This is a genomic window from Lysobacter sp. OAE881, assembly GCF_040546665.1.
GTDB lineage: Bacteria > Pseudomonadota > Gammaproteobacteria > Xanthomonadales > Xanthomonadaceae > Lysobacter_J > Lysobacter_J soli.
The window spans coordinates 2,980,749-3,004,015 of sequence record NZ_JBEPOG010000001.1 but is presented as its reverse complement, the minus strand read 5'-3'; the positions used below and the strand labels follow the sequence as shown (position 1 = coordinate 3,004,015).

17 protein-coding genes and 2 pseudogenes are annotated in these 23,267 nt (G+C 69.7%); 12 read left to right on the top strand and 7 right to left on the bottom strand.

From position 1 onward, the window contains the following. Positions 1 to 5: 5 nt before the first annotated feature. The 11 genes and pseudogenes from ABIE51_RS13840 (at position 6) to ABIE51_RS13790 (ending at position 11,334) form a co-directional block, all read left to right on the top strand. The gene (locus ABIE51_RS13840; RefSeq protein ID WP_192631164.1) at positions 6 to 2,042 is read left to right on the top strand and encodes a translocation/assembly module TamB domain-containing protein; all 2,037 of its coding nucleotides are present in this window, start codon (positions 6 to 8) and stop codon (positions 2,040 to 2,042) included. A gap of 94 nt (positions 2,043 to 2,136) precedes the next feature. Continuing rightward, positions 2,137 to 2,757, top strand: a complete 621-nt coding sequence (locus ABIE51_RS13835; RefSeq protein ID WP_157030656.1) for a DUF1318 domain-containing protein — start codon at positions 2,137 to 2,139, stop codon at positions 2,755 to 2,757. 99 nt (positions 2,758 to 2,856) lie between these two features. Then, a complete protein-coding gene (gene rlmD / locus ABIE51_RS13830) occupies positions 2,857 to 4,200 on the top strand; it encodes a 23S rRNA (uracil(1939)-C(5))-methyltransferase RlmD (RefSeq protein ID WP_192631163.1) in 1,344 nt (447 codons plus the stop codon). A 28-nt stretch (positions 4,201 to 4,228) separates the two neighbouring features. Continuing rightward, positions 4,229 to 4,744 (top strand): CYTH domain-containing protein, encoded by a 516-nt coding sequence (locus tag ABIE51_RS13825; protein WP_192631162.1) that lies wholly within the window; start codon positions 4,229 to 4,231, stop codon positions 4,742 to 4,744. Positions 4,745 to 4,785: 41 nt separating this feature from the next. Further along, a complete protein-coding gene (locus ABIE51_RS13820) occupies positions 4,786 to 5,490 on the top strand; it encodes a DsbA family oxidoreductase (protein ID WP_192631713.1) in 705 nt (234 codons plus the stop codon). Positions 5,491 to 5,599: 109 nt separating this feature from the next. Then, positions 5,600 to 6,595, top strand: coding sequence for a beta-N-acetylhexosaminidase (nagZ, locus tag ABIE51_RS13815; protein WP_192631161.1), 996 nt, complete (start codon positions 5,600 to 5,602; stop codon positions 6,593 to 6,595). Next, a pseudogene (locus tag ABIE51_RS13810) lies at positions 6,595 to 7,165 on the top strand (hypoxanthine-guanine phosphoribosyltransferase). Before nagZ ends, ABIE51_RS13810 begins: the two are co-directional and overlap by 1 nt. 4 nt (positions 7,166 to 7,169) lie before the next feature. Beyond that, positions 7,170 to 7,935: pseudogene (locus tag ABIE51_RS13805) on the top strand (S-methyl-5'-thioinosine phosphorylase). Positions 7,936 to 8,031: 96 nt separating this feature from the next. Beyond that, positions 8,032 to 8,238, top strand: coding sequence for a cold-shock protein (locus ABIE51_RS13800; protein WP_115842987.1), 207 nt, complete (start codon positions 8,032 to 8,034; stop codon positions 8,236 to 8,238). Positions 8,239 to 8,349: 111 nt separating this feature from the next. Further along, complete coding sequence (locus tag ABIE51_RS13795) at positions 8,350 to 9,621, top strand: FAD-dependent oxidoreductase (RefSeq protein ID WP_192631159.1); 1,272 nt, start codon at positions 8,350 to 8,352, stop codon at positions 9,619 to 9,621. 72 nt (positions 9,622 to 9,693) lie between these two features. Beyond that, entirely contained in the window at positions 9,694 to 11,334 is a 1,641-nt protein-coding gene (locus ABIE51_RS13790; RefSeq protein ID WP_192631158.1) for an acyl-CoA dehydrogenase family protein, read from the top strand. 41 nt (positions 11,335 to 11,375) lie between these two features. Here the strand turns inward: ABIE51_RS13790 and ABIE51_RS13785 are convergent, their stop codons facing one another. The 4 genes from ABIE51_RS13785 to ABIE51_RS13770 all read right to left on the bottom strand — a co-directional run bounded on the left by ABIE51_RS13785 (position 11,376) and on the right by ABIE51_RS13770 (position 15,417). Beyond that, the gene (locus ABIE51_RS13785) at positions 11,376 to 13,139 is read right to left on the bottom strand and encodes an ABC transporter transmembrane domain-containing protein (RefSeq protein WP_192631157.1); all 1,764 of its coding nucleotides are present in this window, start codon (positions 13,137 to 13,139) and stop codon (positions 11,376 to 11,378) included. Positions 13,140 to 13,238: 99 nt separating this feature from the next. Continuing rightward, positions 13,239 to 13,823: an IMPACT family protein gene (locus ABIE51_RS13780; RefSeq protein WP_192631156.1), complete on the bottom strand. Its 585-nt coding sequence runs from the start codon at positions 13,821 to 13,823 to the stop codon at positions 13,239 to 13,241. Beyond that, positions 13,820 to 14,866, bottom strand: coding sequence for a hypothetical protein (locus ABIE51_RS13775; protein ID WP_192631155.1), 1,047 nt, complete (start codon positions 14,864 to 14,866; stop codon positions 13,820 to 13,822). Before ABIE51_RS13775 ends, ABIE51_RS13780 begins: the two co-directional genes overlap by 4 nt. Next, a complete protein-coding gene (locus tag ABIE51_RS13770; RefSeq protein ID WP_192631712.1) occupies positions 14,863 to 15,417 on the bottom strand; it encodes an RNA polymerase sigma factor in 555 nt (184 codons plus the stop codon). Before ABIE51_RS13770 ends, ABIE51_RS13775 begins: the two co-directional genes overlap by 4 nt. Positions 15,418 to 15,624: 207 nt before the next feature. On the opposite strand from ABIE51_RS13770, the gene ABIE51_RS13765 reads away from it, so the two are divergent. Then, positions 15,625 to 18,507, top strand: coding sequence for a sensor domain-containing phosphodiesterase (locus ABIE51_RS13765; protein ID WP_354504303.1), 2,883 nt, complete (start codon positions 15,625 to 15,627; stop codon positions 18,505 to 18,507). A 27-nt stretch (positions 18,508 to 18,534) separates the two neighbouring features. Here ABIE51_RS13765 and ABIE51_RS13760 read toward each other — a convergent pair whose 3' ends face one another. The 3 genes from ABIE51_RS13760 to xseA form a co-directional block, all read right to left on the bottom strand. Continuing rightward, positions 18,535 to 20,268, bottom strand: coding sequence for a vWA domain-containing protein (locus ABIE51_RS13760; RefSeq protein ID WP_192631154.1), 1,734 nt, complete (start codon positions 20,266 to 20,268; stop codon positions 18,535 to 18,537). Positions 20,269 to 20,333: 65 nt separating this feature from the next. Further along, positions 20,334 to 21,803, bottom strand: coding sequence for an aldehyde dehydrogenase family protein (locus ABIE51_RS13755; protein WP_192631153.1), 1,470 nt, complete (start codon positions 21,801 to 21,803; stop codon positions 20,334 to 20,336). 77 nt (positions 21,804 to 21,880) lie between these two features. Then, the gene (gene xseA / locus ABIE51_RS13750; RefSeq protein ID WP_192631711.1) at positions 21,881 to 23,242 is read right to left on the bottom strand and encodes an exodeoxyribonuclease VII large subunit; all 1,362 of its coding nucleotides are present in this window, start codon (positions 23,240 to 23,242) and stop codon (positions 21,881 to 21,883) included. Positions 23,243 to 23,267: the final 25 nt, after the last annotated feature.

Here is a 23,267-nt window from a genome sequence, read left to right as displayed (position 1 = left end):
ATCGGATGTCGTGTTCGATCTTACGCCTGCTGCTGGTTGCATCGGCCATCGCGTTCGCCGCGTGGACCGATGCCGCTTCCGCGGCGACTGCCCAGGCGAAGATCGCCAGAATACGCACCGCGGTCGCGACGCTGGAAGGCGTTCGCGTCCAGCTCGACTGGCCCGACTCGGCGACCCAGGGCGTGTTGCGCCTGCAGGCCGCGCGCATCGACGCGCCGGGGCTGGGTTACCGCTTCCGTGACGTCACCTGGCAGTGTCCACTGTCGCATGCAGGAAACCGGTGGCAGTGTGAAGGCGCCGTGCGTGAGGGGCGAAGCGCCGCGCTGACGCTGGCCATCGATATCGATGACGCACGCACCGACGCGAGCCTGTCCCGGGGTCGCAGCCGCATCGCCCTGAATCGCGAAAGCCGGACGCCCGACCTCACGCGCATCGACCTGGCGCACGTCCCGGTTACGTGGGCGCAGGCGCTGGTGTCGCAGGCCTGGGCGGCCGGACGGTTCGGCAAGGGCACGCTCGATGGGCGGATCGACGTGCGTGCGCCCGCCAACGCGCCACTGCGCGTCACCGGCCCGCTGCGCCTGACGGGCGTCGGCTTCGATACGGCCGACGGTCTCACCGCTGGCGAAAACCTTTCCGCGCAGGCGACGCTCGATGCGACCTTCGGCACCAACATGAGCTTCGCCATCGACGGCGCGCTGCTCGGCGGCGACCTGCTGTTCGGCAACGCGTACATCGCGTTGCAGAAGCGACGCGTCGCGGTCGACCTGCTGGCGACCCAAAACGGCGCCGAGGGCTGGCGGATTCCGCAATTCCGCTGGGACGACCCCGGCGTGCTCACGGCGCAGGGGAGCGCGGACCTCAGCGCGGACGCGTCGCTACGCTCGCTCGACGTGCGCGCACGCAGCACCGATCTGGCGCCGATGCGCGATGGCTATCTCACCGGCTTCCTCGGCCTGGCGGGACTGGCGGACCTCCAACTGCGCGGCGCGGCCGACGTCCAGCTGCGCATGGACGAAGGCACCGTGCACGAAGCGGCCTTCGTGCCGCACGGCGTGGCGATCGACGACCCGCGTGGGCGGTTCGATTTCGCCGGGCTCGAAGGCGACGTGCGTTTTTCCCGCGCCGAACAGCTCGAAAGCGAACTGCGCTGGACCGGCGGTCGCCTGCACGGCCTCGCGTTTGGTCCGGCGCGGCTGCCTTTCGTGAGCGATGCCGGCGAGTTGCGCCTGCGCGAGGCGTCGACCATGGCGATGCTCGGCGGCAATGTGTCGGTCGACCACCTCAGCCTGCGGCCGCCGGCGGACGGGCAGGGGCTGCAGATCCGCTTCGGCCTGGACCTGGACCGGCTGGACATCGCGCAGCTCGCACAGGCGCTGGGCTGGCCGGCGTTCACCGGCGAGCTCACCGGCCACATTCCGGAAGCGCGCTACGCCGACGACCGCCTCGATTTCGAAGGCGGCCTGTCGGTGCAGCTGTTCGGCGGCACGGTCCAGGTGTCGTCGCTGGCGATGGAGCGACCGTTCGGCGTCGCGCCAACGCTGTCGTCGGACATCGCCTTCGAGGACATCGACCTGCAGTCGCTGACCGGCGTGCTCGGTTTCGGCGAAATCACCGGAAAGCTCGACGGCCGCTTCGACCGGCTTCGGCTGGTCGACTGGCAGCCGGTCGCGTTCGAGGCCGCCATCGCCACCGACGCCGATGCCGCGCGCCGCGCCGGCGTGCGCCAGCGCATCAGCCAGCGCGCGGTGCAGGACCTGTCGAGCGTGTCCGACGCCTCCTTCGTCAGTTCGCTGCAGTCGCAGCTGATCGGGCTGTTCGACGATTTCGGCTATCGCCGCATCGGCCTGTCGTGCTATCTCGGCGACCAGGTCTGCCGGATGAGCGGTCTGGGTTCAGCCGGCAACGGATTCACTATCGTCGAAGGGGCCGGCCTGCCGCGGCTGGCGGTGGTGGGGTTCAACCGCGACGTGGACTGGCCGACTCTGCTGGAACGGTTGAAGGCCGCCAGCACGGGCGACGTGAAGCCGGTCTTCGACTGATTGGCTGCCGGTCGCTCGCTTCGGGTAAGTTTCGCTGCATCGCGCCGGCCGCACGCACGTGCTGACCGGCATCGGATCAACAGGAGAAATCGTCATGCGTCGTTGGATGGGCATCCCGGTGGCAGCGGTCGCGCTGACCGCCTGCGTCACGATCAACGTGTACTTCCCCGCCGCCGAGGCGAAGGAAGCGGCGCGCGAGTTCGTCGAGAAGGTGATCGGCGACGACGCGCAGCCCGCGCCGAAACCGCAGGAAAAGCCGGGCGGCCAGAGCGCCTACGTGCCGTCGGCGGAGCGTTCGCTCGCCTCGCGCATCGATTGGTTGTCGCTGATGGGCATCGGCACCGCGCAGGCGCAGGGCCAGCCGGACATCACGATCAAGACGCCGGCGATCCAGTCGATCCAGGCGCGCATGGCGCAGCGTTTCGACGGCCAGCTCAAGGCGCATTTCGAATCCGGTGCGCTGGGCATCGCCAACGACGGCACCATCGACGTGCGCGACGCGGCCAAGATCCCGCTGCCGCAGCGCGTCGGCGTGAACCAGGCCGTCGCCGAACAGAATCGCGACGCCCGCGCCGTCTATCGCGAAATCGCCGTGGCCAACGATCATCCCGAATGGGAGCAGCAGATCCGCGCCGTGTTCGCGCGCCAGTGGGTCGACAGCGCGCGGCCGGGCTGGTGGGTGCAGGACGCCGGTGGCGGCTGGCGCCAGAAGTGACCTGAACGCCCCTCTCCCGCAATGGGAGGGGGGCAGGTCGGGCGGGCTCGCTCGATCTGCGACAATACGCGGCCTTGTTGAGCAGTACCGCCAGCCGCTGTGGCCCGCATCGATCAAACCCCCTTCGAAGTCCTCATCACCGACCTGACCCACGACGGCCGCGGCGTGGCCCGCCGTCCCGACGGCAAGGCCGTGTTCGTTGCCGGCGCGCTGCCCGGCGAGCGCGTCATGGCCTCGCAGACCGGTCGCCATCGCAGTTTCGACGAGGCGAAGACCGTCGAAGTCCTGGAAGCCGCCCCCGAACGCGTCGCGCCGCGCTGCGCGCACTTCGGCGTGTGCAGTGGCTGCGCCATGCAGCATTACGACGAGGGCAGGCAGATCCTCGCCAAGCAGCGCGTGCTCATGGAGAACTTCGAGCGCATCGGCCACGTCGCGCCCGAACGCATCCTGCCGCCGCTGGTCGACACATCGTGGGGCTATCGCCGCAAGGGCCGTTTCTCGGTGCGTCGCGTCGAGAAGAAGGACAAGACGCTGGTCGGCTTCCGCGAAACCGATCCGCGCTTCGTCGCCGACATCCGCGAATGCCACACGGTCATGCCGCAGATCGCGTCGAAGCTGCCCGAACTCGCCGCGCTGGTGGACGGCATGCAGGCACGGCGCGAGATCCCGCAGATCGAGTTCATCGCCGGTGACGCGCAGGATGGTTCGCATGGCGAGGCCTTCAGCGGCGTCGCGCTGACGATCCGCCACCTGGTGCCGCTCACCGACGGTGATCGCGAGGCGCTCGTCGCGTTCGGCAAGGCGCACGGGTTCGCGATCTTCCTCCAGCCCGGCGGCCTGGACACCGTGCACGCGCTGTGGCCCGAAACGCCGAAGCTGGCGTTTTCGCTGCCGCAGTGGAACCTGGAATTCCTGTTCCGCCCGCTGGACTTCATCCAGGTCAACGCCGGCCTCAACGGCAAGATGATCCAGCTGGCGCTCGATCTGCTCGATCCCAGGCCCGAAGATCGCGTGCTCGACCTGTTCGCGGGCCTGGGCAATTTCACGCTGCCACTGGCGCGCCAGGTGCGCGAAGTGGTGGGCGTGGAAGGCGAGGCGGGGCTGGTGCGTCGCGCGCGCGAGAACGCCGCGCACAACGGCATCGCGAATGCGCAGTTCCATGCGGCGGACCTCGCGAAGGACCTGTCCGGCGAGAGCTGGATGAAGGCGCCCTTCGACAAGCTGCTGCTCGACCCGCCGCGCTCGGGCGCCGACGTCGTGCTGGCGCAGCTGCCGCTGAAACAGTTCGACCGTATCGTCTACGTCAGCTGCCATCCGGCCTCGCTCGCACGCGACGCCGGTTTCCTGGTGAAGGAGCGCGGCTGGAAGCTCAAGGCCGCCGGCGTGATGGACATGTTCCCGCACACCGCGCACGTGGAATCGATCGCGCTGTTCGAGCGCTGATCGCGATCGCCCGCACAGGACACACCGCATGGCACTCGAAATCGAACGCAAGTTCCTGGTCACCGGCGACGGCTGGCGCGCGGCCGCACGCGAGGTCGTGCCGATGGCGCAGGGGTACATCAACGACCAGAAGGCGATGGACGAGGGCGCGATGAAGGCGTCGGTGCGCGTGCGCATCGCCGGCGACGAGGCGTTCCTCAACCTCAAGTCGCGCGAACTCGGCCACACGCGGCAGGAGTTCGACTACGCCATCCCCGTCGCCGATGCGCGCGCGCTGCTCGCGCTGTGCGTAGGCGGGCTGGTCGACAAGCACCGCCACTACGTGCAGCACGAAGGCCACCTGTGGGAAGTCGACGAGTTCCTTGGCGACAACGCGGGGTTGGTGGTGGCGGAGATCGAGTTGTCCAGCGCGGATGAAGCCTTCGCGCGGCCGGAGTGGATCGGCGCGGAAGTCACCGAATCGTCGCGCTACTACAACCTCGCGCTCGCCACGCGTCCGTACGCGCAATGGAGCGCGGACGAGCGCGCGGGCCTGGTTGCGTAAGGGCACCGCGGCCCCATTTCGAGTCCATGGACAACACCCCTTTGCGTATCGACATCTGGTCCGACGTGGTCTGCCCCTGGTGCTGGATCGGCATGCACCGCCTGCGTGAAGCGCTGGCGCAGCTGGGCGAGAAGGGCCGCACGGCCGAGATCCACTGGCACGCGTTCCAGCTCGATCCGGATTTGAACGACGCGGCCGGCGACACCCCCGTGCCACTGCGCGAGGCCTACGAAAAGAAGTTCGGCGGCGCCGAGCGCACCGAGCAGATCCTGTCGCAGACGCAGGCCACCGGTCGCGCCGAAGGCCTGCCGTTCGATTTCGATCGCGGCCAGGTGCGCGTGAGCACGCTCAAGGCGCATCGCCTGGTGTGGCTCGCCGGCCGCGAAGGCGATGCGGACAAGGTGGGCGAAGCGCTGTTTCGTGCGCACTTCGCCGAAGGCCGCAATCTCGCCGACGTGCAGACGCTGATCGACGCTGGCGCCGAAGGCGGGCTGCCGGAAGCACGCGTGCGGCAGATGCTGGACTCGGACGAAGGCATCGCCGAAGTCCGCGCGCAGCTCGCGCAGGCCCACTCGCTGGGCATCCAGGCGGTGCCGACATTCGTCTTCGACGGACGCCTGGCGGTGCAGGGCGCGCAGACGCCGGCGGTGTTCGCGCAGGTGTTCGAGCGCCTCGGCGTGGAAGCGCGCCCGTCGGACGAACACGCGTCGGGCGACGCCTGCGGCCCGGACGGCTGCGCGGTCTGACGCCGGCGCCTTCACGCAAGCCAGACATGTGCGGATGCCCCGTTCGGGCATCTGCGCGACAATGCGGGCCCGCGCAACGGGCGCGGCCCAGACAACCGGAGTCTTCCGCATGCTCGTGATCGGCGTGGCCGGCACCGAACTCACCGCGCAGGAGCGCGACTGGCTGCAGCACGACGCCTGCGCCGGCGTGATCCTGTTCAGCCGCAACTTCGCGTCGAAGGCGCAGGTCGCCGAACTGTCGGCGTCCATCCGCGAAGCGGCACCGCGCCCGCAGCTGGTCTGTGTCGACCAGGAAGGCGGACGCGTGCAGCGCTTCCGTGACGGCTACAGCGCGCTGCCGCCGCTGGACGGTTTCGGCAGGCGTTACGCCGCCGATCCCGCGGCCGCCCTCAAGCTGGCCGAGGAACACGCCTGGCTGATGGCGAAAGAAGTGCTCGCCAGCGGCGTGGACCTGAGCTTCGCGCCGGTCGCGGACCTCGGCCGCGGCAACCTCGCCATCGGCAATCGCGCGTTCTCCGAGGATCCCGCGGTCGTCGCCGAATTCACCCGCGCCTACATCCGCGGCATGCACGGCGCCGGCATGCCGGCGACGCTGAAGCATTTCCCGGGCCACGGCTCGGTGCTGGCCGACACGCATTTCAACGAGGCGATCGATCCGCGTTCGCTCGACGAACTGCGCGCGAACGACCTGGTGCCCTTCGTCGCCGGCATCGACGCCAAGGCCGACGCGGTGATGATGGCGCACGTGAAGTACCCGGCCGTGGCGCCGGAACCTGCCGGTTTTTCGAAGCGCTGGATCGAGGAGATCCTGCGCGGCGAGATGCATTTCCGCGGCGTCGTCTTCACCGACGACATCGGCATGAAGGCCGGCGAACATCCGGGCGGCGTCAAGGGACGGATCGACGCGCATTACGACGCCGGCTGCGACGCGATCCTCGTCTGCCACCCGCAACTGGTCGAAGACGCGCTCGCGGCGGTCGAAGGCCGAAAGCTCAACACGATGGCGCTCGCCGGCCTGATCGGCCGCGGCGCGCTGGGATGGGACGGCCTGCTCGCCGACGCCCGCTACGACGCCGCCCGCAACCGGCAGGAAGGACTGGCTTGATGGACACCATTGCGAACACGCACGACCTGGCCGCCGCGCTGGCCAATTCCGATCTGCTCCTGGATCGCGCCACGCTGGAACAGGCGATCGCACGCATGGCGCGCCAGATCGACGCCGACTACACCGCTGCCGACGTGCCGGTGTATCTGACCGTCATGCACGGCGGCATGCCGTTCGCCGCACAACTGGCGATGGAGCTGGGCGCGCTGGGACAGGACCTCGAATTCGACTACCTGCACGCCACGCGCTACCGCGGCGAGACCTCCGGCGGCGAACTGGTGTGGAAGCACCGCCCGGCGACGCCGCTGAAGAACCGTCGCGTGCTGCTCGCCGACGACATCCTCGACGAAGGCCACACGCTAGCCGCGATCCGCGACTGGTGCCTGGAGGCAGGGCGCGCGCGACGTGCGCATCGCCGCACTGGCGGTGAAAAAGCACGACCGCTGCGTCGAAGGCATCTGCGCCGATTACGTCGGCGTCGACGTGCCGGATCGCTACGTCTTCGGCTACGGCATGGATTACCACGAGCAGGGCCGCAACCTGCCGGCGATCTATGCGCTGAAGGACTGAACCGATGACCGATATCGCATTGGCCGTCATCGGCGGCACGGGCCTGTACAAGCTGGCCGACCTGCAGGACGTCGAGACGCACCAGCCGGTCACGCACTACGGCGCACTGTCCGGGCCGGTGCGCGTGGGCACGCTGGGCGGGCGCCGTGTGGCGTTCCTCGCGCGCCATGGCGAAGGCCATTCGCTCCCGCCCCACAAAATCAACTACCGCGCCAACCTGGCCGCGCTGCAGGCGCTGGGTGCCACGCGCGTGCTCGCGCTGAATACGGTCGGCGGCATTACCGAGCGCTTCGGCCCGCGCGTGCTGGCGTGCCCGGACCCAGCTGATCGACTACACCTGGGGCCGCATCTCGACGATCTGCGAGGAGCCCGGCACCGAGGTGCTGCACGTGGACTTCGGCGAGCCGTACACGCGCTCGCTCCGGCAGGCGGTGATCGACGCCGCGGCCTCGGCCGGCGTCGCGCTGGTGGCCGACGGCTGTTACGGCGCCACGCAGGGCCCCCGTCTGGAGACCCGTGCGGAGATCGTCCGCATGCGCCGCGACGGCTGCGACCTGGTCGGCATGACCGGGATGCCCGAAGCCGGTCTCGCGCGCGAAATGGGCCTGGACTACGCCTGCCTGGCCATCGTCGCCAACTGGGCGGCCGGCGCCGGCCCGGACCCGGACGAGGTCATCACCCTGCAGGACGTGCTGGACAACGTGGCCGCCGCCTCGTCGGGCCTGCCGCGCCTCCTGTCGGCGCTGCTCGGCGCCCGTGCCACAAGATGATTGTCAAGCCGGCATTCAGTTTGCATACTCGCCGAGCGCTCCGGATCGCATCCGCGTCGGTGCGCGACTCGCATCCAGCATGAGGTTGACAAGGACATGCAGTACGGCACCGTGAAGTGGTTCAACGACGCCAAGGGCTTCGGGTTCATTTCTCCCGAAGATGGCAGCGCAGATGTGTTCGCGCACTTCTCCGCGATCAACGCCAAGGGCTTCCGCAGCCTGCAGGAAGGCCAGCGTGTGAGCTACGAGCTGACGCAGGGCCCGAAGGGCGCCCAGGCGTCCAACATCAACGTGGTCGCGTGATCCTCCGGGGATAACCCTCCGAGCACCACGCACATCGCGTTCGAAGGCCCCGCATCTGCGGGGCCTTTTTTTGTCCGGGATCGACGGATCCGGGCCTCTGAAGGGAATCACATGACGCGCCAGGGATCGACATTGCGCATCGGGATCGTCGGCTACGGGACCGCCGGCCAGGCCGCGGCGCTGCTGCTCACGCGCGACGGCCACGACGTGGAGGTCTTCGAACGCGCGCCGGTGCTCGGACCGGTCGGCGCGGGCTTCCTGCTCCAGCCGACCGGGCTGGCGGTGTTGTGGGAGCTCGGCCTGCTCGACGAGGCGCTCGCGCACGGCGCCCGCATCGGCCGACTCTTCGGCGAGACCACGGACGGTCGGCCCGTGATGGACATGCGCTACCGCGAGCTGGCGCCGCATTTCTTCGGCCTGGGCATGCAGCGCGGCGCGCTGTTCGGCCTGCTCGACGACGTCTGGCGCGACGGCCGGCGCGTGCACTGCGGCCGGCGCATTGTCGAGGTGGACACCGCTCGCGGCGTGCTTCGGGACGAAGCGGGCGAGGAGCACGGCGCCTTCGACGTCGTCATCGTCGCCGATGGCGCCGCATCGATGCTGCGCGGCGCGGTCGCCGCGCCGGCGCTCGATCGTCCGTACCCGTGGGGCGCGCAGTGGTGCCTGGTCGCGCAGGACGCATGGGAGTTTCCCGACGAACTACGCCAGCGCTACGTCGGCGCGCGGCGCATGGCGGGCATGCTGCCGGTCGGCACGCGTCCCGGCGATCCCGTGCCGCGACTGAGTTTCTTCTGGAGCCTGCCTGCGGCCGAGTTGCCGCACGCCGGCACCGATGAGTCCGCCTGGCGTCGCGACGTGGCTACGGTCTGGCCCGAAGCGGCCGAACGCCTGCACGCCACGGCGGTGCCGTCGGGACTGGCGCAGGCGCGCTACCGCGACACCGTGCAGCATCGCTGGCATTGCGGGCGCGCCGTATTGATGGGTGACGCCGCCCACGCGATGAGCCCGCAGCTGGGGCAGGGCGTGAACATGGCGCTGGCCGACGCGCTCGCGCTGCGCGACGCGCTGCGAACGCACGCGCGGCCCGTCGATGCGTTCGCCGATTACGAGCGCAGCCGCCGGGATCATCTGGGCATCTACCACTTCTGGAGCCGCTGGCTCACACCGTTGTTCCAGTCCGAACGCGACCGCCTGGCGGCGCTGCGGGACCGTCTTTTCCATCCGATGTCGCGCCTGCCGGGCGGGCGCGGGCAGATGCTCCGCGTGCTCACCGGCACCCGTCGCGGCTGGATGGGGACATACCCGCTCGACGCCGGCTTCGTCAGCGCCCTGGCGGAACGCACGCCAAACGCGACCGGCCGGCTCGCCGTCGAAAACGCGTAGCCGACGGTACGCGGCCTAGAATCGATCCATTCCGCGCGTCCCCACGCCACCAGACCCATGCCGGAGCTGCAGATGGACCCGCTGCCGCCGTTCGCCACGCATCGCGTCGAGAACCAGCCGCCCGAGTTCGCCCCGCGCGACCTGTGGCAGGACGATGCCGCGCTGCGCGAAGCGGTGGTGCGCGAAGGCGGCGGCGATTTCGCCGAAACGCTGGCGACCTACGGCGCGCTCGCGGGCGACGAACTCTACCGGCTGAGCTTCGATGCGCATCGCGACCGTCCGCGCCTGCGCACGCACGATCGCTTCGGGAACCGCATCGACCTGGTCGAGTTCCATCCGAATTACCACCGCATCATGCAGGCGGCGATCGAGCATGGCGTCGCCGGCCTTTCCTGGACACAGCCGCGACCGGGCGCGCACGTCGCCCGCGCGGCGCTGAGTTACCTGCACCACCAGGTGGAGCCCGGCACCAGTTGCCCACTGACGATGACGCACGCGGCGGTGCCCGTGCTGCGGCACGCGCCCGATCTGGTCGGCTGGGAAGGCAAGGCGACCTCGCCGTTCTACGACCCGCGCGACATCGTGGGCGACCAGAAGCTCGGCATCACGATCGGCATGGGCATGACCGAGAAGCAGGGCGGCAGCGACGTGCGCGCGAACCGCACGGTCGCCACTGCGTTGTCGGGCGAAAATGAATATCGCCTCGTCGGTCACAAGTGGTTTTTTTCCGCGCCGATGTCCGACGCCTTCCTTGTGCTGGCGCAGGCCACCGGAGGCCTCACCTGTTTCCTGCTGCCGCGCTGGACGCCGGACGGTCAGAAGAACGCGTTCGCCCTGATGCGTTTGAAGGACAAGCTCGGCGACTGGTCGAACGCATCGTCCGAAGTGGAGTTCATGGACGCCTGGGCGTACCGCATCGGCGACGAAGGCCGCGGCGTGGCGACGATCATCGAGATGGTGATGCTCACCCGGCTCGACTGCATGCTCGGTGCCGCCGCCGAGATGCGCATGGCGCTGGCGCAGGCTATGCATCACACGCACCATCGGACCACCTTCGGCAAGCGGCTGGCCGACCACGCGCTGATGCGCAACGTGCTGGCGGACCTGGCCATCGAAGCCGAAGCGGCCGTCGTGCTGGCGATGCGCGTGGCGCGCGCGGTCGATCGCGCACCGTATGACCCGCAGGAGGCCGCGTTCGCGCGCATCGCCACCGCCGTGGGGAAGTACTGGGTGTGCCGACGTGCGCCGGGTTTCGTCAACGAAGCGCAGGAATGCCTGGGCGGAGCGGGTTACGTCGAGGAATCGCTGCTGCCGCGTCTCTATCGGCAAGCGCCGTTGAACTCGATCTGGGAAGGCAGCGGCAACATCCAGTGCCTCGACGTGTTGCGTGCGTTGCAGCGCGAGCCCCACACCGGGCGCGCGCTGCTCGCCGAACTGGAAGCGGCGCAGAACGTGGACCCCGACCTAGACACCGAGATCGCCGAGTTGCGTCCGGTGCTGGAAGGCCGAACGGTGCCGGGCGAAGTCGAAGCACGGCGATGGGTCGAAGCGCTGGCGCTGGCGTTGCAGGCCAGCCTGCTGCTGCGAAACGACAGCCCGATGGCGGCGGCGTTCTGCAGCACGCGCATCGGCGGCGATCACGGCAATGCGTACGGGACGCTGCCGCGGGATTTCGAGCTGGGGTCGTTGATCGCGCGGGCGTGGAACGGGTGAACGCCCACCTTGCAGTTATGGCGTGAGCAGTCGAGTTTCGCTCAATCCAGGAACTGCAGCTTTGCAAGCTCCGCGTACAGTCCGCCTTGCGCCAGCAGTTGCTCGTGCGTGCCTTCGGCGATGATGCGGCCGCGATCCATCACGACGATGCGGTCGGCCTTGAGCACGGTGGCGAGGCGGTGGGCGATCACCAGCGTCGTGCGGCCTTCCATCAAGGTTTCCAGCGCCTGCTGCACGGCGCGCTCGCTCTGTGCGTCCAGCGCGCTGGTGGCTTCGTCGAGCAGCAGGATTGGCGCGTCCTTGAGCAAGGCGCGCGCGATGGCGATGCGCTGCTGCTGGCCGCCGGACAGGCGCGCACCGCGCTCGCCGAGTTCGGTGTCCAGGCGCTGCGGCAGTGCGGCGATGAAGTCCGATGCGTGCGCGGCTTTCACGGCGTGCTCGATGTCGGCGTCGGTGGCTTCGAGGCGGCCGTAGCGGATGTTGTCGCGCGCGCTGGCGGCGAAGATCGTCGGCTGCTGCGGCACGAGCGCGATGGCCTCGCGCAATTCGGCCAGGTCGAGCTGGCGAACGTCGGTGCCGTCCACGCGCACCGAACCGGACTGCGGATCGTGGAAACGCAGCAGCATCGAGAACACCGTGCTCTTGCCGGCGCCGGATGGGCCAACGAGCGCGACCGTCTCGCCCGGGCGCACGCGCAGGTCGAACTCCTCCAGCGCGGGGGCGTCGGGGCGCAACGGGTAATGGAAGCTCACGCGGTCGAATGTCAGCTCGCCCCGCACCGGCTTCGGAAGCGTCACCGGGTTCGCAGGCGACTGCACCGCCGCGCTTTCGACCAGCAACTCGCTGATGCGCCCCATGCCGCCGGCGGCGCGCTGGAGTTCGTTCCAGACTTCCGCGAGCGCGCCGACCGAACCACCGCCGATCATCGCGTACAGCATGAATTGCCCGAGTGTGCCGGCGCTCATCCGATTGGCGACGACGTCGTGCGCGCCGGACCACAACACCAGCGTGATCGCGCCGAAGATCAGCACGATGGCGATCGCCGTGACCCACGACTGCGCCTGGATGCGCCGCCGCGCCGTGGCGACGGCCTCCTTCAGCGCGGCACCGAAACGGTCGCGCTCGTACGGCTCGCGTGCATGGGCCTGCACGGTGCGGATGGCGCCGAGAGTTTCGTTCGCGAGCGTGTTGGCGTCCGCGACGCGGTCCTGGCTGACGCGCGACATCTTCTTCAGGCGACGTCCGCCGATGACGATCGGCAAGACGGCGAGCGGGATGCCGACCAGCGCGAATGCCGCCAGTCGCGGCGCGGTGACGAACAGCATCGCCAGGCTGCCGACCACCGTGACGGTGCTTCGCAGCGCCACCGACATGCTCGAACCCACGACGCTGCGCAGCAGTTCGGCGTCGGCGGTCAGGCGCGAGACCAGCTCGCCGCTGCGGTTGCGGTCGTGAAAGCCGGCATCGAGCGCGATCAGGTGCGCGTAGAGGCGTTCGCGCAGATCGGCAACCACGCGCTCGCCCAGCAGCGAGACGAAGAAGAAGCGCGCCGCGGTCGCCAGCGCAAGGGCGACCGCCACGGCGAACAGCAGCAGGAACGCGCGGTCGATCGCGGCGCCGCCGCCTTGCGCGAAGCCCTGGTCGATCATCGTGCGCACCGCGACCGGGAGGCTGAGCGTCGCGGCGCTCGAAGCGGCCAGCGCGACGAGCCACGCGATGAACAACGTGCGATGTCGCTGCACGAACGGCCACAGCGTGCGCAGGCTGCCGATCGGGGCTTTGGCGGTGGAGACGTCGGTGGTCATCGATTGGCCAGTATGGGGCAGCAGCAGGAATGCAGGACGCGGAAGGGACCGCGCGCGAGGGTCGGAAGTTTCCGCGTTGTGACTTCGGCGTGCGCCGCCTCAGGCGTCGGAGAAACGCACCCGGTCACGGGTGGCGTCGCGCAGGCGGGCTTTCAAGGCGTCCACACGATCGGCCGGCAGGCGCACGTGCAGGCGCGCGCCGTCGGCGTCGAAGCGCTCGTCGAGTTTTTCGGCCTCGAATTGCGCGACCGCCGCGTGCACTGCCCCGGTTTCCGCGAACGGGTAGGCGAGGGCAAATTCGGCGAACACGACCAGTTCGCGGCGAGCCGCGACGCGGAGGCACTCGGCCGCGCTGCCGCCGTAGGCGCGCACCAGTCCGCCCGCGCCAAGCTTGATGCCGCCGAACCAGCGCGTCACCACCGCGACCACGCGGTCCAGTCCCTGGCCATCGATCGCGGCGAGGATCGGCCGGCCGGCGGTGCCCGCAGGCTCGCCGTCATCGTTGAAGCGGTATTCGCTGCCGATGCGGTAGGCCCAGCAGTTGTGCGTCGCGACGGGGTCGCCGACGCGCGCGACGAACGCGAGCGCCTCGTCCGGGCTGTCGACCGGCGCGGCGTTCACGAGGAAACGGCTGTGCTTGACCTCGAGCAGGTGCGAGGTCGGGCCGGCCAGCGTGCTGCTCATCGCGTGGCGGCGGGTTGCGCGAGCGCGCGCAGGTCACGCGGCAGGCGCACGCGCGGATGCGCCTTGCGGAACAGCGCCATGCTCTCGCGCGCGCCGTCCGCATCGCCGGCATCGCGACGTTCGCGGATGCGTTCTAGCCATTGGGCGGCCTCGAGCTGCGCGTCTTCGGCGACCGGCGTCGCGGCGAGCAGGTCCGCCGGCGTGATGCGGCTGCCGGTGACTTCGATGCGGTCGAGCGTCGTGCCCGATGCGGCATCGGATCCGGCGTCGACTGGAGCGGGCGCCGCCGCGGCGACGGGCGCGGCCGACCCGGTGTCGATCAGGGAGCGCTTCGCGGAAACCGCCTGCTCCTCGCTGCGCTGCTGACGGGCGCGGGCGAGCTCGAAGGCCTCGGTCTTTTCCGCTTCCGAATACGCCTGCATGGCGACCGGGGCGGCCGGTGCGGCAGCCGGCGCAGTGAACGGATCGGCCGCGCGCGCGTCGGCCGGGGCGTTGCGGTAGGCGATGGGCTCGTCCGGTCCGACGGTCGCGATGCGGGCAGCGGCGGCGACCGGAACGTCCTCCTGCACGGACGCCGGAGCGGCAGCCTGCGCCATCGGCGCTGCCTTGCGCTGCGCCGTCGTGGGTGCGTTGGCCATGGCGGGCGCGCTCGGGGCTTTCCGCGGCGCGGGCGCGTCGGCAGCGGGCGGCGGCGGTGCCACGACCTTCTGCTCGCGCCTGATGATTTCCGCGCTGACGTAGGCGCCGTCGCCTTCTTCGCGCACCGGGCGGGGCGCGGGATCGTTCGGTCGCAACTGCCACACGGTGCCGATCACCAGCACCAGCGCGGCGGCCATGCCGGTGCCGGTGATCAGGCTTCCGGGAATCGCGGTGAGGCCGAGCCAGCGACGACGACTCGGCTTCGGCACGGCAGCGGCATGCGCGGCGGCCAGGATCTTCGCGTCCAGCGCCGGCGACGGCCCGTCGTGCGGGCCCAGCCGCGCCAGGCGGTCGGCCAGCGCGCGTTCTTCCGGGCTCAGCGGTTCGTCGTCGAAGCGGCTCATTCGTTCAATCTCGCGCGCAGCTTGTCCATCGCATAGCGAAGCCGCGACTTGACGGTTTCCCGGCCGGCGCCGGTGATGGCGCCGATCTCCTCCAGGCTCAGTTCCTGCTCCAGCCGGAGCAGCACGACTTCGCGCTGCTCGTCGGGCAGTTCCTCGATCGCCAGCTGCAGTCGGCGGCGCTGTTCGAACTCCGACAGCTCGCGTTCGGGGCTGCTCGGATCCGGGACGCGCGCGGCGCGTTCGTCGGCATCTTCGGGCGCGGCGGGTCGGTGCTTCAGGCCGCGCCAGTAATCGTTGAGGCGATTGTGGGCGATGCGGAACAGCCAGGTCCTGAACGCGGCCTCGGGTTTCCAGCCTTGACGGGCGGCGATCACGCGCTGCCAGACGTCCTGGAAGAACTCGTCCGCGAGCGCCGGATCCCGCAGCTGCCGCAGCAGTAACCGGTACAGCGAACCCCGGTGGCGGGCGTAGAGCAGTTCGAACGACGCGGCGTCGCCGGCCGCCCAGGCCAGCATCAGCACGTCGTCGTCGGTATCCGCGCCCGCATTCATGCGCGGCAGGGTACGGGCTGCGCGCGCCGGCGGGAAGTCGCACGGCACTGGGGCAGGGCCGGCAGCGGCCCGGATCGCGAGGTTCATATTCAGACGAACGGGTCGCAGTTCCGGAAGGGGTTGAGCACGCGGGCGAATTGCCGCGTTATCCTGCCCCGTCTGCCCAGGGGTTCTTCCGCTGTGTCCACTCGTCCCAGGCCCAAGGCCGTGAGAATCGTCGATGCCCGTCATGGGCGGGACGCGCTCGCGGACACCCTGCAGGAAGCCCTGCCGGCCGGGTCGGAAGTGGCCGTGCTGTGGCGCGACACCTATGGCGGCGTGGCCGGTTCGGCGTCGCTGGGCGCCAGCTCCTCGCTGGCCCACCGGGCCGAATCGCTGCTGACGCGAGACCCGCTGACGATCCACTCCCAGCGCATCGAGGGAAGCTGGACGACGTCCGAAGGCGTACGCGTCGGCCTGGCCGCGCAGCTGCCGGCGGCAATCTCGTCCGAAACCCGCGAGATGTGGCTGGCGCTGGCGCGCGTGGTGATCGGCGCGCACCTGGTCGCGCTGCGCACCCTGGCGCGCGCCGAATCGCTGGAGAAATCCGAACGCCTGCAGCAGGCGCTGTTCGAGATCGCCGACCTCGCCGGTTCCGACCTGGAACTGGCCGACATGCTCCGGCGGATCCACACCGTCGTCGCCGGCCTGATGTACGCGGCGAACCTGTACATCGTGCTGTACGACGACGTGCGCGATTCGATGCGTTTCCTGTATTTCGCCGACCAGCGCGACACCTACGTCGCCGAGCCGGACCGCGACATCCCGGTCGACGAGATGCCCAACAGCGTGACCGTCGCGTTGCTGCGCCATGGCGAACCGTTGCAGGGCCCGTCGGCGGCGATCCGCGAACGCCTCGGCGTGCCGCGCGATATCCAGCACGGTCCCGACAGCGAGGACTGGCTCGGCGTGCCGATGCGCCGCGACGACCGCATCTGCGGCGCCATCGTCGTGCAGAGCTACGACCGCCCCGATGTCTACGGCGAAGAGGAGCGCGCGCTGCTCGCGTTCGTCGCGCAGCACATCCTCACCGCGCTGGACCGCTTCCATGCGCGCGAGGAACTGGAACGTCGCGTCGAGGAACGCACGCAGGCGCTGCAGCTGAGCAACCGCGACCTGCAGGCCGAGATCATCGAGCGCCAGCGCGCCGAACGCCTTCAGCGCGCGCTGTTCCGCATCGCGGAACTGTCGATCACCTCCGAGACGCTGGAGCGCTTCTACACGCAGGTGCACGACGTCGTCAGCGACCTGCTGTACGCACGCAACTTCTACATCGCGCTGCTCACCGACGACGGCGAGCGGCTGGAATTCCCGTACTCCATCGACGAACGCGACGCCGTCCGCGAGATGCGAAAGCTGACCTCGGGCCTGACCGAGTACGTGATCGCGCGCGGCCGCCCGCTGCTGGCCGACCGCAAGCGCATCCAGGCGCTGGAATCGCAGGGGCTGGTGCGCAGCCGCGGCTCGCTCGCGCACTGCTGGCTGGGCGTGCCGCTGTTCCGCAACGAATCGGTGGTCGGCGTGATCACCGTGCAGAGCTATTCGCCGGCGATCAACTTCAGCGTGCGCGACCAGGAACTGCTGACGTTCGTCGCGCACCACATCTCGATCGGTCTGGCGCGCAAGCAGTCGCAGGACCGCCTGGTCGCCGCGCATGCCGAACTCGAACAACGCGTCGAGTCGCGCACGCGCGAACTCGCGCAGGCCAACGCGGAGCTGCTGTCGCAGATCGGCGAGCGCCTTCGCGTCGAACAGCAGCTCACGCACCAGGCCACGCACGATGCGCTGACCGGGCTGCCCAATCGCAGCCAGCTGCTTGATCGCCTCTCGCACGCCATCGCGCGTGCGCAGAGTGAGCCGCAGCGAACGTTTGCGGTGCTGTTCCTCGACCTGGACCGTTTCAAGCTGGTCAACGATTCCGTGGGCCATTCGGCCGGCGACGAACTGCTGATCGAAACCGGTCGCCGGATCGTCGATGCGGTGCGCACCGGCGACACCGTCGCGCGCCTGGGCGGCGACGAATACGCGATCCTGATCGAGGACATCGACGGCCCGCAGGTCGCCGAGGAACTCGCACAGCGCGTGCTGCGCGCGCTCGGCGAACCGTGCTGGATCGCCGGCCGCGAGGTCTTTCCGTCGGCGAGCCTGGGCATCGCGCTGTGGCATCCGCGCTACCGCACCGGCGCCGAGCTCCTTCGCGACGCGGACGCGGCGATGTACCGCGCCAAGTCCTCCGGTCGCGATCGCTGCGCCGTGTTCGACGAGGCGATGCGCGAGGAGGCCGTACGCATACTCGACCTCGAAGCCGACCTGCGTCGCGCGATAAACGGCGACGGGTTCGTCGCGTTCTATCAACCGATCGTGCGCCTGGACGACCAGCGCGTGATCGGCCACGAAGCGCTGCTGCGCTGGCGCCACGAACGCCGCGGCCTGCTCACGCCCAGCGAGTTCATCGGCGTGGGCGAGGACAGCGGGCTGATCGAGGAAGTCGACTGGATCCTGTATCGCCAGGTGATGGACGAACTGGCGCGCGGCGGCGAAGGCTATATCTCGGTCAACGTGTCGCCGCGGCATTTCCGTTCGTCGGATTTCGCCGACCGCCTGCTGCGCATGATCGACCAGGCTGGCGCCGATCCGCACCGCCTGCGCATCGAGATCACCGAAGTCGCGCTGCTGGACGACGTGCCGCGCGCGCTGCGCATGCTGCGCACGCTGCGCAGCCACGGCGTGCTCGCGCAGCTGGACGACTTCGGCACCGGCTTCTCGGCGCTGTCGTACCTGCACCGTTTCCCGATCGAGTGCCTGAAGATCGACCAGAGCTTCGTCTCCGGCCTGGTCGGCGATACGCAGCCGGAAAGCGTGGCGGTCGTCCGCGCGATCCAGGCACTGGCCGGCACCCTGGGCATCCACACCATCGGCGAAGGCGTGGAGAACGAAGCCCAGCGCGCGACCTTGCGCGAACTGGGCTGCACCTACGGCCAGGGCTATCTGTTCGGCTATCCGGCCGAACGCATGCGCGTGACGCCGCTGAAGCTCGTCGTTTCCGGCTGATCTCCAGCGGCGCCTGCGCGCCGTCTCCTATCGACGAATGCCGACGCGCTCGTCCGCACCGGCCTGCTGCCGCGCGGCGTCCATCAGCTGGATCAGCTCCGCGCGCTCGCCGCGAGGATCGTCGCCGCGCGCGTTGCGTGCGGCGGAGATCATCGCGTCCCAGCCCCAGCCATCCATGCGTTCGCCGCCGCGCAGCGCATCGGCGAATCCAGCCACCGCACTCGCGAAACGCAGCGACTCGCCCGGCGTGCGCGTGAGCTGCGAGGCGAGGATCGGCGTTTCGATCAGCTTGCTCGTGTCCTGTCCGGGCAGCTTGTAGCGCAGGCGCAGGTGCGCGAGCTCGCTGCCGACCGCGAGGTCGGGCTTCGCGGCCTTCGCATCGCCGTAGCGCAGCGGCGCCACGCGCTGCGCGGAGGAACCGGCCGGCGTGATCTCGTACAGCGCCGTCACCTGGTGGCCCGCGCCGATGTCGCCGGCGTCGACCTTGTCGTTGGCGAAGTCCTCGCGCTGCAGGATGCGGTTCTCGTACCCGATCAGGCGGTACTCGGCGACCTCCGCCGGATTGAACTCGACCTGGATCTTCACGTCGCGCGCGATGGTCAGCAGCGTGCCGCCCATCTGCTGCACCAGCACCTTGCGCGCCTCGCGCACGCTGTCGATGTAGGCGTGGTTGCCGTCGCCGACGTCGGCCAGCCGTTCGGACAGCTCGTCGTTGTAATTGCCCGTGCCGAAGCCGAGCGTGGTCAGCGCGATACCGCTCTTGCGTTGATCGGCGACGAGCGTTTCCAGCGCGTTCTGGTCGACCGTGCCGACGTTGAAATCGCCGTCGGTGGCGAGGATCACGCGGTTCGCCCCGCCTTCGATGAAGGCCTGCTTCGCCATCGCATACGCCAGCGCGATGCCTTCGCCGCCGTTGGTGCTTCCACCGGCGTCGAGGCGGTCGAGCGCGGCGAGGATCTCGCCGTGCCGATCGCCCGGCGTCGGCGGCAGCACGAGGCCGGCACTGCCGGCGTAGACGACCATCGACACGCGATCCTGCGCACGAAGCTGCGGTACGAGTTGCCGCAGTGCCTGTTTCACCAGCGGCAGCTTGTCGGGCTCGCCCATCGACCCGGACGTGTCGATGAGGAAGACGAGGTTGGCCGGTGCCAGGTTCGCCTTCGGCACGTCATAGCCCTTGATGCCGATCATCAGCACCTGGCGCTGCGGATTCCACGGCGCGGTCGCAAGTTCGGTGGTCACGCGGAAGGGCGTCTCGCGAGAGGTTGGCGCGGGATGGCCGTAATCGAAGTAGTTGATGAACTCCTCGGCGCGCACTGCATCGCTGGGCGGGCGAACGCCGTCGTTCAACATGCGCCGCACGTTGGCGTAGCTGCCCGTGTCGACGTCGATGGAGAAGGTCGACACCGGCTGCTCGGCCGCGCGCTGAACGGGGTTGTCGGTGCGCTGCGCGTACTTCTCGGTGTTGGCCGGCTGCATCGGGGCCACGCGCATCAGCATCATCGGCGCCGGCGGCGGAGCGGGCGCGACCGCCGGCGCGTACGCCTCCTGCATCCGGCTGCCGGTGACTTCGATGTGATCGAGCGTGGTCGACGCCGCCGCCGCATCGGCGGAAGCGGCCTTCGCCTGCGCGGCGTTCTCCTGCTCGGCGCGCTGGCGTGCAGCCGCCCGTTCGGCGGGTTGGGACGTGCTGCGGCAGCCGCCGAGCGCGGCGACCACCGCGGCGCACAGCAGCGTGGAAACGAGGGCGGTGCGGTTCATCGGCGAACTCCATGGTTGGGTCGCCGTGGCAAACGCGCGTCCGCGCGAAACGGGGTTGAGGCGCGTCAGCCGACCGGGTCGCGGATCACCAGCAGCCGCTGCTCGGTCATGTCGTCCATCGCGTAGCGGACGCCTTCGCGGCCCAGCCCGGATTGCTTCACGCCGCCGTAGGGCATGTTGTCGACGCGGAAACTCGGCACGTCGCCGACGATCACCCCACCGACCTCAAGCCGGTCCCACGCGCGCATCGCATGGTCCAGGCGCCCGGTGAACACGCCCGCCTGCAGGCCGAAGTCGCTGTCGTTCACCTTGTCGAGCGCCTGCTCGAAGTCGTCGAACGGTTCCATGATCGCGACCGGCGCGAAGGCTTCCTTGCGGTACAGGTCGGAATCGCGCGGCACGTTTTCCAGCAGCGTGGCCGGCACCATGTTGCCCGCGCGATCGCCACCGGCCAGCCACTTCGCGCCGCCCTTGCGCGCGGCGGCGATCCACGACTCGATGCGCTGGGCCGCCTTCTCGTCGATCATCGGCCCGATGAAGGTGGATTCCTCGCGCGGATCGCCCATTTGCAACTTCGCCACCGCGGCCTTGAGCTTCTTGCGCAGCCGGTCGTACACCGCCGCGTGCGCGTAGATGCGCTGCACGCTGATGCAGCTCTGGCCCGACTGGTAGTACGCGCCGAAGACCAGTCGTTCGACGACGTGGTCCAGCGATGCACCGGGTTCGTCGTCGATGATGCACGCCGCGTTGCCGCCGAGTTCCAGCGTCACCTTCTTGCGGCCGGCGCGCGCCTTCAGGTCCCAGCCGACGAGGCCGCCGGTGAAGCTCAGCAGCGCGACGCGTTCGTCCTCGACCAGCTGCGCGGCGTCGCCGTTGCTGCACGCCATGATCGAGAACGCGCCCTTCGGCAGATCGGTCTCGGCGAGGATCTCGCCGATGATCAGCGCACCGATCGGTGTCTTTTCCGAGGGTTTAAGCACGAACGGACAGCCGGCGGCGATCGCCGGCGCCACCTTGTGCGCGACCAGGTTCAGCGGGAAGTTGAACGGCGTGATGAAGCCGCACAACCCGACCGGTACGCGCTTGACCATGCCGCGATAGCCGCGCGTGCGCGGCGAGATCTGCAACTCGACCATTTCGCCGCCCGGGCGCGTCGCCTCGCCGGCCGCGATGCGGAAGGTGTCGATCAGTCGCGTGACTTCGCCGCGCGCGTCGCGAATGGGTTTGCCGGCTTCGATGCACAGCGCCAGCGCGAGTTCGTCGAAGCGTTCGGTGAAGCGCTGCACGCAATGTTCGAGCACGTCGCGGCGCGCATCCGGCGGAAATGCCGCCACCGCCTCGCGCGCCTGGTAGCCGGCGACGATCGCCTTGCGCACCGCCGCGCCGTCGGCCAGCGCCACGCGCGTAGCGCGCTTGCCGCTGTATTTGTCGAGGACGTCGAGATCGGTGTTGGCCGCGACCGGACGGTTGGCGAGGTAGTAGGGATAGCTGGACTTCAATCCCGTGCCGGCGCGCTTGTTCTTGTCCTTGGGCATGGTCTGCTCCCGGAAAACGGCAAGGGTAGGGCAGCCAGCGTTAGCGCGCGATCAGTTGTCGCGCAGGACCCGGATGATCAGGCGTCGCCGTCGTGCGCTTCCACGCGCACCGCCAGTTCGCCGTCGGACAGCCGCGCGGACAGGCGGTCGCCCGGTGCCGCATCGAGCACGCTGCGCACGATGCGGCCGTCTTCGTGGCGGAGGATCGAATACCCGCGCGCGACCGTGGCCAGCGGGCTTACCGCTTCCAGCGATCGCGCCAGCCCGCGCAGGTGCAGGGCTTCCTTCGACAGCCGGCGCACGATGGCCGATTGAGGGCGCTGTGCGATGGCGGCGAGGCGCTCGCGCAGGCGCGTGATTCGGCGTTGCGGATGCGCCGCGCGCAGCACGGCGTCGGCATGGCGAAGGTGCGCGCGTTCGCGTTCAAGGCGGCGCTTCCACGCAGCGTCGAGGCGGCGCAGCGCATCGGCCTGGCGACGGCAGAGCATGTCCAGCCGCGCGCGCGGACGCAGTGCGTTGAGGCGCAGCGCGGCGCGATCGGCGCGCTGCATCGCCTGCCGCAGTCGCTGCAGTTGCAGGTTGCGCAGGCGGGCATCGAGGACGCGCAGCCGATGCAGAAGGTCGTCGCGATTGGGCACCAGCAGCTCGGCGGCGACCGACGGCGTCGGCGCGCGCACGTCGGCGGCGAAATCGCTGAGGCTGAAGTCGGTTTCGTGGCCGACGGCCGACACCACGGGCACGGGCGAAGCGGCGATCGTGCGCGCCAGGCGCTCGTCGCTGAACGCCCACAGGTCTTCCAGCGAACCGCCGCCGCGCGCGAGCACGATCACGTCGTAGCGCTGCGCCGCGACGGCCTTCTGCAGCATCGCGACGATCTGCGCCGCCGCGCCTTCGCCCTGCACGGGCACGGGTAGCACATCGGCTTCGACGAGCGGAAAACGCCGCGACAGCACGCTCAGCACGTCGCGCACGGCTGCGCCGGTGGGCGACGTGATCACGGCGACGCGGCGCGCGAAACGCGGGAGCGGACGCTTGCGTTCGGCATCGAACAGACCTTCGGCCGCGAGCTTGGCCTTGAGTTCGTCGAACGCGCGGCGCAGCGCGCCTTCGCCGGCTTCTTCCAGATGGTCGAACACCATCTGGTACTCGCCGCGCGCTTCGTACAGCGTGAGCCGGCCGCGACCGAGCACGCGCAGGCCCTCGCGCGGCGTGAAGCGCAGCCAGCTGCTCTTGGGTCGGAACATCGCGCAACGCACCTGCGCGCGCGCGTCCTTGATCGTGAAGTACAGGTGCCCGGACGATGGGCGCGAGACGTTGCCCAGCTCGCCCTCGACCCAGATCGACGGGAAGGCGCCTTCCAGCAGGTCGCGCGCCAGCGTGTTCAGCTGGCTGGGCGTCAGCACCGTGTCGGGGCGGGTGTCGTCGGGGAAGTCGCGCATGGCGGGGGCGGTGCGATGGCCGGCC